Raw genomic sequence first — 13,092 nt, 5'->3', positions numbered from 1 at the left:
ACGTCGCGGAGAGGCTCTCATGATGGTTTTTCGCGTCGCGGTGGTCGGTGCTGGTCTTGCTGGTCTCGCCGCCGCTATCAGACTCCGTGAGCGCGGCTGCATCGTCGAGGTCTTCGAGGCGCGCGACCGTGTTGGAGGGCGAGTTTGGTCCGAGGCGCTCGATACGGCTCTGGGACCTGCGGTCATCGAGCGCGGGGCGGAGTTCGTCCTCCACGGCTACGATGCCATGCGGCGCCTGCTGGAACGGGTGGATCTTTCTCTCGTCGACACCGGCATGAGCTACTACGTACGCGCTCTCGCCGAGACGCCCGAGATCGGTACGGACGAGATCGCTTCGGCCGGGCGGAGAGCGGCTGAGATCGCCCGCTCGCTGTCCGGCATGCCGACCGCTGCTGAGGCCATCAAGCTGCTCGATTCGACGCCTGCGTTGATCGAAGCGCTCCGGGCACGGATCGAGATCTCGGCGGCAGTCAACGCTGGCGAGGTCGCCTCGTCTGCGCTGGAGCATGCGGCGTCATTCGAGCCGCTGCCGAGTTGGCGTGTCGGCGGCGGTAACCAACGCCTGCCGGACCGGCTCGCCCAGCTCCTGGGCGACGTGGTCAGACTTCGCCAGCGTGTCCGCAGCGTCTCATATGACGAACGTGGCGCGGTGATTCGCACGGAAACTGGCGAGGCAGTCTTCGACGCTGTCGTGATCGCTCTGCCGCTCCCGCTTGTGCATGATGACGATGCGATCGCCTTGCCGCTGCCGTCCTGGAAACGTGCTGTGCTCGGCCGGACGAGGCAAGGGCATGCGGCCAAGCTCCACCTCCCGTTGCGCGAGCGCCCAGCCACGAGCGCGGTGATGTCGGTGCGCCACCGGTGCTGGAACTGGACAGCGATCGACGCCGCCGGGAAGGTGGCCCCCGTCCTGAACGGGTTCATGGGCTCAGAGCCGGCGATGACAGAAGCTGGACTGCGGGACGGCCCGATGTTGTGGATCAACGCTACCCACGGCATGCGACCGAATCTCGCATTCGACCGGGCACGCACTCCGGTGATGACTATGTGGAGTCTCGATCCGCTGGCCCGGGGTGCTTACTCCGCACCCAGCCCTGGGTTCACCGCCGATGACTTCGTCCAGTTGGTGGCGCCGGTGGGACCGATCTACTTCGCCGGCGAGTACGCCGACGCCAAGTTCACCGGGCTGATGGAAGGCGCCATCCGCAGCGGCGAGCACGCGGCCGACCGTATAAGCGGTGACCTGACGCTCAAGGCCGCGAACACGAAAGGAACGAGCACATAACCGCATAGCGACTCCCCATAGACGCCAGATCGGCGGTCACGGTCGTCACAAATGCGTTGACGTGGAGCTCGACGTCGTCGAGCCGGGACCAGGACGGCTGCACGAGGCTGACGGCCAGAGCTGGCGGTGGTGGCACGGCACCCCGAGTTTGGCGTGGTGAAGGTTTTCGGTGGTGGAGGAGGATGTTCATGTCCGTTCAGGCATGGTGCTCCCGGGAGGGATATACGGTGTCGTGACGCAGCGACAGCGACGGACAACGGGGCGGCCGGGGCTCACTAGCTTTGACGAGGTGTCAGTGCTGATCCGGTGTGTTCGATGAGCGGTACGACAGCGTCGATGAACGCCAGCTGCCGCTCACGCGTCCAGTAATCGGGATGCTCGACAGCCGAGAGCGCGACGCCGTTGTGCACCACGCGGACGAGGTCGACGTAGAACGGCAGCGCCGACCGGCCGACCAGTGGCGCGACGAAGCGGGAGATCGCCTCGCGCATCTCCCGCTCCCACCGGTCGACCATCTGGCGGAGGTTGAGTGACGGATCGGCCTCCGTGACCATCGCGACGCGGATGCGCTCGAGCTCCAGGGACTCGATGGTGGTCGGCAGCAGCCATTCCAGGAAGGCTCGTAACCTGTCTGTCTGCGACAGATCCTCGCTGATTTCGGCGAGTTCTCGCACGCCTTCCATCAGCAACAGCTCCTGAATCGCCTCGAAGATCGCGCTGCGGTTGGGGAAGTAATGCGTGACCAGCGTGATCGATCCGCCGAGTTCGTCGGCGAGCGAACGCAGTGTTACCGCGTTCGGGCCACCGGCCGCCAACAGGCGGGCGGCGGCCCTGGCTACCTCAAGTCGCCGCTGAGTCCGATCTATCGATCGAGGCAACGCATCGTCCCTTTCCTATTCGCGTACCGAGCTGCCGAGCTACTACTGCCGTGCGCCTGGCTTGGTGTCGATCACCGCGTCGGTGAACGGCTCCTCGGCTTTGAGTTCTGCCTTGGCGATTTTGCCGCTGCCGAGGTGCGGCAGGCTGTCGCGGAACTCGACATAGCGGGGCACCTTGAATTTTGCCAGTCGTTCCCGTGCCCATGCGATGACCTGTTCGGCGCTGAGTTCTGCGCCGGGGGAAGCGACGATGATCACCTTGACCTCTTCGTCCCGGTCGTCGTCCGGGACGGGGATGGCGGCCACTTCCTGGACGCCGGGCATTGACTGGATCTGCTGTTCGACCTCGGCGGCGGCGATGTTCTCGCCGCTTCGACGGATCACGTCCCGTACCCGGCCAATGTAGTAGTGGTAGCCGTCGTCGGTCTTGCGGACGATGTCGCCGGTCCGGAACCAACCGCCGGGAAGGAACAGCTCGGCGTTGGCCTCGGGCCGGTTCCAATAGCCGAGCATCATTCCCGGTCCGCGGATGACCAATTCTCCGGGAGCGCCAGGGGGTACCTCGTTGAAGTCCGAGTCGACAATTTTGGTTTCACGGTTGGGGAAGGCCAGACCCATGCTTCCCGACCCGACGAGGTCGTCACGATCCCACGGGTGAAACGTGCCGCCGTGCACCTCGGTGCTGGCGTACAGGTCGCGGGCCTTGAGGCCGAAGCGTTCTTCCAGTGCCTTGTGCAACTCCGGCGGCATCCCTTCCACCGGTGCCAGCTTGAGCTTGAGCTGCGTGTCGAGCTCGGTCACGGGCTGTTCGAGCAGGTCCTCGTCGATCCACGCGTGATCGATCTCGTAGTCGACCAACCACTGCATGAACTTGCGGCGGCTCAGGCCGGGCGTGATGTGAAGCTGTCCGCCGGAGGCGAGCGCCTGGAAGAAGTATGCCTGGTTCTGCATGTAGTAGAACGGGTGGTCGGCCAGGATGTGCTGCGGGTCCCCGAACAACGCGGCACCATAGGCGCCAGCGTCGACCCAGTACTGATGGGTCAGCATGCATCCCTTGGGCAGTCCGGTGCTGCCGGAGGTGAACTGGATGCCGATCAGGTCCAGCACATCTGCCTCGTAGGTGCGCGACGTCGCCAGGATGGCCCGTAAGTCAGCGAACCGCGTCGCCGTGTCCGGCGCGCTGTCGCCGGCGACGATCACGTGCTCGGCCGGAACGGTGGCGAACGTGGCGCTGTCGTGTTCGCGCAGCACGTCGTTGGTGGTGATCAGCCAGTTCGCGTCGACGTCGTCGAGCAGGAACTCGATCTCGCGGCGGGTGTATTTCGGGTTGAGGGGCACCGCGACCGCGCCGGCGTCGATGACGGCCAGCCACGCGAGCGGGAACTCGATCTGGTTCATCGTCATGATGCCGACCCGCTCACCGCGGACCAGACCGAGATTGGTCAATCCGGTCCGGACACGCGCGACCTCATCAGCGAGCTCCGTCCAGGACAGACGGTCGGGTGCTTCGACGAACGACAGTGCGGGCCGGTCGCCCCACGTCCGTGCTGCATGGTCGAGGGCTTGCGGGATGGTCTTGCCGAGCAACGCCAGGTGGTGGTCGGCAAGCTTGATCTGTAGGGACTGCTGGGTGGTCACGTGTGCTCCGATGTGTGGTGCGGCCGGGGGATACAAGGGGTGTAGGCGACGGCGACGCTGGTGGCAGTGCCGCCGTGGGTGGTTCAGGTCGGGTCGGGCTCGCCGATGGTGGTCCAGAGGGCCAGTTGCGTGGCGATGAAGCCGGGTTTCTCGCGGCCGTGGACCTCGGCGACGATGTCGTTGGTGACCAGGAAGCCTTGTTTTCGCTCTTCGACGTTGACGATCGACCCGGTGAGTCGGAAACGGTCGCGCTCGCGGATGACACTGACGAAGCGGACTCGGTCGAGGCCGTAGTTCCAGGTGACCCACCGTCCGCCGGTGGTCAGCACTTGATTCATCAGGTAGTCGAGCATCCCGAGGAGGTGGTAGCCCTCGACGAGGCCGTCGCCGTAGCCCTCCTCGTAATAGGCATCCGGGATCAGATCGAGGTAGGTGCCTTGTTCCCACAGCTCGGCGCGGTCATGGTCCATGGAGAACCAGGGCGAGACGAACCTCTTTCCGATCAGGCTGAGGGCGTCGCGGGGGTGATCGATATGGATGGTCTGGACGTCCTCGGTGTTGTTGAGGTCGAGTGGCATGGGGCGTTTTTCTCCTAATTGCTCTTGGGGCGGCGAGCGCAGGGCTCACAGGGGTGCGCAGGGGTGGGGCTAAAGGGGTAAGGGACCGCTTAGGAGGTGGGCTGGGTAGCCGTGGACAGGGTGGAGCGGTGTCGTGGGATCCAGCCGGGCCGGGGTAGCGCGTCCAGCAGTCCCTGTGTGTAGGGGTCGGCTGGGTGGTCGAGGACGTCCTCGGTCCGGCCTCGTTCGACGATGCGTCCCTGGTACATCACGATGCAGTGAGTGCTGACCTGACGTACGACCGCCAGATCATGGGAGACGAACAGGTAGGTCAGGCCTTCGCGCTCGCGCAGGTCGGCGAGCAGGTTGAGTACCTGTGCTTGCACTGAGACGTCCAACGCGGCGACGGCTTCATCGAGGATGAGCAGTTGTGGGCGCGCCGCCAGGGCTCGTGCGATGGCGACGCGCTGCCGTTGCCCGCCGGACAGCCGCTTGGGTAGGGAGCCGGCGACACGCTCGTCGAGGCCGACCTTGTCAAGGAGCTCTGCCGCCAGCTGCTTGCGTTGCGGCCCACGCCGGTGTCCATGCACGGCCAGGACTTCTTCGATGGCGGCGTCGACGCGTTGGCGGGGGTCCAGGGAGGCGTACGGATCTTGGAAGACCATCTGTGCTGCGCCGGCACGGATATTGCGTCCACGGCTGACGGTTTTGTCGGCGACGGTCACCGTGCCTGAGGTGGCGTGCTCCAGCCCGGCGATGATGCGCGCGCAGGTGGTCTTGCCTGAGCCTGATTCGCCGACCACCGCCAGCGAATCGCCGGAGGCCAGAGAGAAGGACACGTCCTCGACGGCGATGAGCGGCTGGCCGCCGCCGGGTAGGTCATACTGCTTACGCAGGTTCTGCACCGTCAGCAATGTGCTCATCGCTCACCCCCGAGGCTGAGCTGGTCGGCGAGTTCGTCGGCCCGGTGGCACGCGACGGTGGTGGATTCGAGCTGACGTGGTTGCGGTGCCTGCTGTCGGCAGTGGTCGGTGGCGAAGGTGCAGCGGCTGGCGAACGCGCATCCGCGCTCCACCTCCCAGGAACTCAACGCCCGTCCGGGGATCGGCTCCAGCACAGCCTTGCGCACGGCGCTGGGCCGCGAGCGCAACAGCCCGGCCGTGTAGGGGTGACGGGGAGTGGTGGTCACCGCCGCCGACGTTCCGACCTCCACGACGGTGCCGGCGTACATGACGGCGATGCGGTTGGTCACCGCGGCGGCCAGGTCGAGGTCGTGAGTGATGAAGATCAGGCCGAGTTCACGCTGGTCGCGCAGCTCGTTCATGGTGGCCACTACATCGGCTTGGGTGGTGACATCCAGCGCGGTGGTGGGTTCGTCGGCGATCAACATCTCCGGCTCGCACAACAGCGACGACGCGATCATGACGCGTTGTAGCAACCCACCCGACAGTTGATGCGGGTATTGGCGCAGCCGTCGGTCCGCGTCGGGGATGCCGACCTGCGCCAACAGGGACGCCGCGCGCCGTTCCGCGTCGTCGCGACTAACGGCGGTTTCCCGTAGCTGCTCGGTGATGAAATCACCCACCGTGTGCAGAGGGTTGATGTGGGCCCTGGGGTCCTGGTAGATCATGGCGACGCGGCTGGCGTGCCATGCCCGCAGTTGCTTGCGGCCCATGCGGTAGACGTCCGAGCCGTCGTAGGTGACGTTGCCACCGACGCGTGCGGTGCGGGGCAGCACCCGCAAGATCGCACGTGAGGTGATGCTCTTGCCGGAGCCGGATTCGCCAACCAGGCCGAGAGATTCGCCCTTGACCAGCGAGAGCGACACATCACCGACGACTCTGCGGCGTTCGCGACCAACGGGCAGGTCGATGCTCAACTCGGACACCTCCAGCAACGAGGTGTGCTCGTGGGGCCGGTCGGCATGCTGTGGGTCGGCGGCTCGGGTGCTCATTGTGCTCCGAGTGCTCATTGGGCCTCGGCCCGGGCGCTGAGTCGCTCACCGAGCAGGTTGAACGCGACGACGGTCACGACGATGAGCAGGCCGGCGACGACCGATTCGAGCGGATAGCGGCTCAGCAACGGCTCACGGCCCTCGGCCACCATCACACCCCAGTCGGCGATGGGCGCCTGAACCCCCAGCCCGATGAAAGAGATCGCGGCGAGGTCGGCGATCGCGTAGCCGAACGCGATCGTGGCTTGGGCACGTAGGTAGGGCAGCAAGGCCGGTAGGAGGTGGCGCAACCAGATCCGCCAGGTCGGAATACCCGCGAGCGCGCAAGCTTCGATGTAGGCCATGTTCCGCTCGCGCAGTGCGACCGTGCGCATGACACGGCCGAGATAGGGCAGGTACGCGATCGCCAGGGCGATGACGGGAGCGGTGAGCCCGGTGCCGAACACGGCGACAGCGATGAGAGCGAACAGCAGGCTCGGAAACGCGAACAGGATGTCCATGGCGCGACTGAGCACCGTGTCGACCCAGCCACCGAACCATGCCGCGGACAGCGCCGTGGCGACCGCGAAGATGGTCGTCACGGCCACGACCAGCGCCGCGCCGAGCAAGCTGATGCGTGCACCGTAGGCGGCCCGGCTGTACAGATCACGGCCGAGGTAGTCCGTTCCCAACCAGTGATTCGCGCTCGGGCCGACGTTGGCGCTGGCCGGATCCAGGGCAGATGGCTCCCACGCCGTGAGCAATGGCCCCACGACGGCGAACAGCACCAGCAACACACACACGCCGGCGATGAGCGGCATCGCCGGATCACCGACCGTGGGCAGTCGCAAACGAGCGATCTTGGACGCACTGGTCAGGGTCGTCATTGGCTGGCCTTCCCGCGAAGGCGAGGGTCCAGGAGGACCTCGGCGATGTCGATCAGGGTTGTGGCCGCGATGAACACGACGACGATGAGCACGCTCAACGCTTCGACGACGTTGTAGTCCTTCGCCTGGATCGAGGTGACCAGGAAGGAGCCAACGCCGTCGATGCCAAAAGCGGCCTCCACGGTCACCGCTCCGATAATCAGACCGGCGACTGTCAACGCCGACACGGTCAGTACCGGTGGGGCGGCATTACGGGCGACGTGGTGGCGGAAGATCCGCGTGGTGGACAGCCCCCGCATGCGCGCGGTCTCCACATGCTCTTTGCCACGCTGTTCGACGAGAGCGCTGCGGGTGACCTGGGTGAGGTAGGCCGCCCAGGAGGTCGCCAGCGCCGCCGCCGGCAACGTCATGTGCCAGAGCCGGTCGCTAAACCCGCTGCCGGCGCCGCCAGTGGGAAACCAGCCCAGAGCCAAGGAGAAGATCGAGATCAACAGGATCGCTGCCACGAATCCGGGAATGGCGACGCCGATCCCGCTAGTCGCGGCGATCACCGGCGACAATGGCCGGATCGTCGCGCTCATCACGCCCAGGACCACGCCGACGATGAGGCACAGCGCGCCGGCGTACAGGACAAGAAACAGCGTGGTTTCGATCCGGGAGCCCAGGAGCGTGCTCACCGGTGCGCGGTAGGTGATCGAATCACCGAAGTTGCCGTGCAACGCGCCGACCAGCCAATGCCCGTAGCGGACCAACATGGGCTGGTCGAGCCCGAGCGTATGTCGCAGGTACGCCGCCTGGGCCGGTGTCGCATGGTTGCCTAGGAGCCGGTACACGGGGTCTCCTGGTGCTTGAGCTAGCGCCGCGAAGATCACGAACGACGCGACGAGCACGGTCAGCAGCGGCGCGAGTACCCATCGCAGTAGTGGCCGGAGTAATGGCTGGATCGGTCGCGGCAGCCGCGGGACGATGTGCGCCACCACGCGAGCCGCTACCTGAGCCACTACTTGCCTCCGATGTAGGCCAGGGATGGGACGAACATGTAGGGGAATGATGTGATGGCGCCGGTGAGCCGCTTATTCAGAAAGCTGATCTCGTAGATGTTGACCAGCGACGTCGAGCCGTAGGTAGCTTCGTATTGGTCCTGGGCGGCGATGATGAGCTGTGCGCGTTTGGCCGGGTCGAAGGTGGCCAACGCTTGGTTGATGTTGTTAGTGGTTTGTTGGCTGTCGTAATTGGTGTAGTTGAACGGCCCGCCCTTTTGCACCGTCAGGCTGATAAATTCCAGGGGGTCGGCGACCTGGTTGAAGGTGTTGCCCAGGAGCAGGTCGAGCCCGGCGCGACCCGAGGCTTGGGAGCCGGCTTGGGAGTATTGGGTGGGCTGCAGCTGTTTGATCGCGAGTTTGATGCCGATGGTGTCCAGGTCGTGTTGGATGATCTGGGCGGCTGCCGATTGGGTGGCGTCGCCGGCCAGGATGCCCAGATTGAGGGTCTGGCCGCGGTAGCCGCTGGCCGTGACGGCGGCCTTTGCCGCGGTCGGGTTGTAGGCGTTGGCCTTCTCGAATTTGGCGTACGCAGCCTTATAGATCGGCAATGCGGCGGGGTCCCACGAGGTCTTGGCGATGGTCGTGTAGTTGGGTTGCGCGGCGCCGTTGTAGACGGCGCGGGCCAGGGCCGCGCGGTCGATGCCGGTCATGATTGCTTTGCGTAGGTTGGTGTTGGCGATGAGGCCGCCCGGATGGGTGACGTTGAGTTCCAGAGATTGCGGCGAGGCTCCGAGGTGGACGCTGCCGGTGGAGGCGCCGGTGAGTGCGCGGATGACCGAGGCCGGGAGTTCGTAGGCGCCATCGAACTCACCCGAGAGCAGGCCCTGGGTGATCGCGGAGGTATCGGTCGCGAAAGAGATCTTGACCGTGGCGATCTTGGGTTGCAGCGCGGGGTTCCAGTAGCTGGTGTTCTTGACCAGGGTCATGGAGTTACCGGCGATCCATGACTGCAGCTTGTAAGGCCCGCTGCACATCACCCCGCCGCTGGCGGTGCCGAACTTGGCGCCCGCCTTGGCCGCGTACGCCTGTTGGATGACGGCACCCGTCGGTGTGGCCAACTCCTTGACGAAGAGTTCGTTGGGTTGAGTGAAGGTGACGGTCACCTGGTTGGGGCCGCTGACAGCCACAGACTTGACGAACTGGAAGCCGTAGTTGGCGGGCGAGTCGGGGTTGTTCTTGATGCGATTAAGGCTGTACGCCACGTCCGCGACCGTCAGGGCCGTCCCGTCCCAGAACTTCACCCCCGAGCGCAGCGTCAGCTGCAGAGTCATCGGGTTGACCTGCGTGGCTGTGGCCAGGTTCGGGCGGATGGAAAAGTCGGAGCCCTGCGTGAGCAGTGAGTCGCACAGGTTGGACTCCACGAAGTCCGGGCTGTAGTCGACGGCGAGCATTGGATCGATGGTGTTCGGCTCGCCGGCCGGGAGGACCCAGCTCACCGTCGCGACGGGCTTGTCGCTAGCGGGCAACTGCGCGACCACCGGCACCGGTGGTGACGGCGCGTTGCTGTCTGCGCTCGCGCTCTTGTTACTTGGACCCGTACAGGCGGCAAGCGAAACGGCGAGCGACATCGCGGCAACCACGACGGTTGCCGCGACGGCTGGACGGCGCCGAACGTGGACGGATGAACCGTGAGTCGCTGTCAAGGAGTACTCCTTCGGCGTCGTGACGAGCGGGACGAGCGGGCGGGACAAGGGTTGTGGCGCAGGTCTCATCCACGTAATGTGACAAGCACTGTATATCGTTTGTCATATCAAGGCTAGAGTGCGAGCCAGAACTTCCCGTGCGCTTCATCGCAGCTAGATCAGCTGCGAGACCGCGAGGCTGATCGAGCCGCACCGCGCAGTCCCACCGGTCCGCGCGCCTGCCACCACTGCTGGATGCCGCCAGCTTGAGCAGCGATTTCACGACTATCGCTTCCCCGTTCACGACTTAAGGAGACGGCATGACTGACAACCTCATCTGGGCCAGCGCTGCGGAGCTCGGCGAGCTGTATCGACGTGGTGACGTGTCTCCGGTGGAGGTCGTCGACGCGGTGCTGGAGCGCATGGACCAGGTGCAGCCGACGCTGAACATCATGGTGACCCCGACGGCTGGGCAAGCCCGGACCAACGCGGCCGAGGCGGAGAAGCGATTCCGCGCGGGCGATGATCTGCCGCCGCTCTACGGCGTGCCGATGACGGTCAAAGACGACCACGACACGAAGGGCGTGCGCACGACCTACGGCTGCGTCGCGTTCAAAGATCACGTCCCGGACACCGATGGCATCGGCTGGTCGCGGCTCAAGGACGAGGGCGTCATCCTGTTGGGCAAGACCACCACACCTGAGTTCGGACTCATCGGCGTCACCGAGAGCAAGCTGACCGGGTCGACGAGCACGCCGTGGCGTCCGGGCTTCACATCGGGCGGTTCTAGCGGCGGCAGCGCCGCCGCCGTGAGCGCCGGTGTCGGTCCGATCGCGTGGGGATCCGACGGCGGCGGCTCGATTCGGGTGCCCGCGGCGCTGTGCGGAGTGGTTGGCATCAAGCCGTCGATCGGCCGGATCCCGACGGCGAACTGCACCGATGGCGATTCCACCGACGGACCGCTCGCGCGGACCGTTCTCGACGCGGCGATGGTGCTGCAGGTCACCTCTGGACATGACCCCAGGGACCGATTCGCCGTGCCGCGGGACACGCACAACTACATCGACGCCGCTCACGCCGCCGGCGACCTCTCCGGTGTGCGGATCGCAGCATGCTTCGACCTGGGCCAGGAAGTGCTCGACCCCCGGACTCGCCAGGTGTTCGCCGCGGCGCTGGACGACATGCGCGCTGCTGGCGCCGTCGTGGAGGAGGTGTCGATCGAACTCCCCGACACCGAAGTGTTCTTCGACCACATCAACGGCCACGCGTACCAGGAGTTCGCCGAGGAGATGCAGAACTGGGGCCTCGAGATCTGGCCCGCGATCATCGACTTGGCGCGACGGGCGGACCCTGTGACCGGCCGCCAGGTCAGCGCGGCGTTCCGGACCGGCAAGACCGCGATCTACGACGCGTTCCGCGCGGCCATGGCCACCGCCGACGCCCACGTGCTCGTCAGCCCGACGACCGCCGTCCCGGCGTTCCCACACGGAGGCGACTACGGTCCGTCGGCGATCGTCGAGGGCAAACAGATCCCGGCGTTGGGTCACTTCATCCACGCGATGACCGAGCCGCCCGCGCACGCCGGCTTGCCGGCGATCTCGGTGCCCGGCGGGTTCACCGACGACGGTTTGCCAGTCGGATTGCAGTTCATCGGGCCGTTGTGGGCCGACGCCGACCTCATCTCGGTGTGCGCTCGCTTCGAGCGGGCCACGAAGTGGTACGAGCGCCACCCCCAGCTCGGCGGGTAGGGACGGCGGACAGCTCGTCAGCTAACTCGACCCAGCCACTGGCAAACCTCGCAGTACGAGCAAAAGTCGCCTCGCGATGGCTGCGGTGGCTTGGCCACACCGCCAACGGCCGGCAGCGCATGTCAACGAGGGGCAGACTAACGAAGGGCAGACAATGGACATCATCGTCGTAGGTGCGGGTCTGGCGGGCCTGGTGGCAGCGCGAGACTTGCGCGCCGACGGCCACCATGTTCGTGTGCTGGAAGCGCGCGACCGTCCGGGCGGCCGCACCTGGAGCACGGTGTTCCCGGCAACAGGGGCACGCGTCGAACTGGGTGCCGAATGGTTCAGCCCTAGCGTGCACACTGCGGTTGCCGCCGAGTTGGCGCGATATGGGCTGTCTGCGGCGAGGCCCGGCAGCAGCGATGGGACATGGGTGTCGAACGGCGTGGCGGTTGCCGACAGCGCCCTTGCCCCCGGAGAAGGCGCCGCGTCAGCAGCGCTGTGCAATCGTATCGACGCCGACGCCAAGCGAATCGACTTCGCCAATCCGGCCTGGCACGTCGGTCTCGACGACCTCGATGTCCCGTTCGCCGCATACCTGGACCGAATCGGAGCGCACGGTCGCGTCCGTGACTTCATCCTGGCCGTGTCATTCGAGTTAGCCGGCGCCGACGAGCACGAATACACGGCCCTTCAGCTCCTGCACGAGTTCGCCGGCTATGGATCGTTCGCTCACGCGGAATCCGACGAGTCGCTTCGGGTGCCGTCCGGTCAACTCGCCGCGGCTGTCGCGGCCGACCTCGGTGACATCGTCCAGTTCAATCACGTCGTCACCGGCGTACGGCATGCCGCACCCGGGTGCGAGGTCGTCCTGGACGACGATTCCACCTGGCAGGCGCAGGCCGTGATCATGGCCGTGCCCGTCAACTGTTTGGACGCTGTAGATCTGCCCGAATCCGTTCCCGTTGTCGGTCGGCACGCCGGGCGAGCGGCGAAGGTGTGGACTCAGATCGACGGTCACGACGCCGCGCTGACCACTCGGGGATGGCCGGGCCTGGTGGAGACCTACGTCGTGCCCGGACCAACCAGTTCGGCGCTGGCCAGCTTCCAGCTTCGGACCGGCACGGCGGACGAACAGTTGGCTCTGCTCCGCACCCAGCTCGGTGAACGTTTCCCGGACGCGAGGTTGGGTCAACACCACTGGCATGACTGGAGCGGCGACAACTTTGCGCGGGGTACGTGGTGCACCGCCCGACCGGCGCAGCTCGACCGTCTCTACGACCTGTCTCAGCATCCCGGCCCAGTGCTCTTCGCCGGCGGGGACATTTCACGCCAATGGATCGGCTGGATGGACGGCGCCATCACCTCGGGGACGGACGCCGCACGTCGAGCGCAGGCCTACCTTTCCACGGGCATCACCCCGGCAGCGACCGGCTGAAGGGCCTGCCCGCTGCTGCGCCACGACTCCGAACCTGTCGGAACGCGCCGCGCGCCAACCCAAATCGACAAACCTGAATGG

11 protein-coding genes are annotated in these 13,092 nt (G+C 65.9%); 3 read left to right on the top strand and 8 right to left on the bottom strand.

The genetic code is table 11. The features are described 5' to 3' along the window. The first annotated feature begins 19 nt into the window (after nucleotides 1–19). Nucleotides 20–1,285, top strand: a complete 1,266-nt coding sequence (locus GNX95_RS35445; RefSeq protein ID WP_222854200.1) for a flavin monoamine oxidase family protein — start codon at nucleotides 20–22, stop codon at nucleotides 1,283–1,285. Nucleotides 1,286–1,560: 275 nt separating this feature from the next. On the opposite strand, the gene GNX95_RS35440 is transcribed toward GNX95_RS35445, so the two are convergent. The 8 genes from GNX95_RS35440 to GNX95_RS35405 all read right to left on the bottom strand — a co-directional run bounded on the left by GNX95_RS35440 (nucleotide 1,561) and on the right by GNX95_RS35405 (nucleotide 9,789). After that, entirely contained in the window at nucleotides 1,561–2,163 is a 603-nt protein-coding gene (locus GNX95_RS35440) for a TetR/AcrR family transcriptional regulator (RefSeq protein WP_163512178.1), read from the bottom strand. Nucleotides 2,164–2,205: 42 nt separating this feature from the next. Further along, nucleotides 2,206–3,801: a class I adenylate-forming enzyme family protein gene (locus tag GNX95_RS35435; protein WP_246281894.1), complete on the bottom strand. Its 1,596-nt coding sequence runs from the start codon at nucleotides 3,799–3,801 to the stop codon at nucleotides 2,206–2,208. A gap of 83 nt (nucleotides 3,802–3,884) precedes the next feature. Beyond that, nucleotides 3,885–4,379, bottom strand: coding sequence for a hotdog family protein (locus GNX95_RS35430; protein ID WP_163512177.1), 495 nt, complete (start codon nucleotides 4,377–4,379; stop codon nucleotides 3,885–3,887). An 89-nt stretch (nucleotides 4,380–4,468) separates the two neighbouring features. Further along, entirely contained in the window at nucleotides 4,469–5,281 is an 813-nt protein-coding gene (locus GNX95_RS35425; protein WP_163512176.1) for an ABC transporter ATP-binding protein, read from the bottom strand. Further along, nucleotides 5,278–6,246: an ABC transporter ATP-binding protein gene (locus GNX95_RS35420; protein WP_425483952.1), complete on the bottom strand. Its 969-nt coding sequence runs from the start codon at nucleotides 6,244–6,246 to the stop codon at nucleotides 5,278–5,280. The genes GNX95_RS35425 and GNX95_RS35420 overlap by 4 nt, the downstream gene beginning before the upstream one ends. Before the next feature lie 80 nt (nucleotides 6,247–6,326). After that, on the bottom strand, nucleotides 6,327–7,178 hold the full coding sequence (locus GNX95_RS35415) for an ABC transporter permease (protein WP_222854198.1): 852 nt from the start codon (nucleotides 7,176–7,178) through the stop codon (nucleotides 6,327–6,329). Next, entirely contained in the window at nucleotides 7,175–8,158 is a 984-nt protein-coding gene (locus tag GNX95_RS35410; RefSeq protein ID WP_163512174.1) for an ABC transporter permease, read from the bottom strand. Before GNX95_RS35410 ends, GNX95_RS35415 begins: the two co-directional genes overlap by 4 nt. A gap of 20 nt (nucleotides 8,159–8,178) precedes the next feature. Next, nucleotides 8,179–9,789, bottom strand: a complete 1,611-nt coding sequence (locus tag GNX95_RS35405; RefSeq protein ID WP_163512173.1) for an ABC transporter substrate-binding protein — start codon at nucleotides 9,787–9,789, stop codon at nucleotides 8,179–8,181. Between the two features lie 374 nt (nucleotides 9,790–10,163). Between GNX95_RS35405 and GNX95_RS35400 the strand changes: the two genes are divergently transcribed. Further along, complete coding sequence (locus GNX95_RS35400; RefSeq protein WP_163512172.1) at nucleotides 10,164–11,591, top strand: amidase; 1,428 nt, start codon at nucleotides 10,164–10,166, stop codon at nucleotides 11,589–11,591. A gap of 154 nt (nucleotides 11,592–11,745) precedes the next feature. Continuing rightward, entirely contained in the window at nucleotides 11,746–13,011 is a 1,266-nt protein-coding gene (locus GNX95_RS35395) for a flavin monoamine oxidase family protein (protein ID WP_163512171.1), read from the top strand. Nucleotides 13,012–13,092 lie beyond the last annotated feature (81 nt).

The organism is Fodinicola acaciae (assembly GCF_010993745.1).
In the GTDB taxonomy this organism is placed as follows: domain Bacteria; phylum Actinomycetota; class Actinomycetes; order Mycobacteriales; family HKI-0501; genus Fodinicola; species Fodinicola acaciae.
The sequence above is the reverse complement of the archived record's forward strand: the minus strand, read 5'-3'. Positions and strand labels throughout refer to the sequence as shown.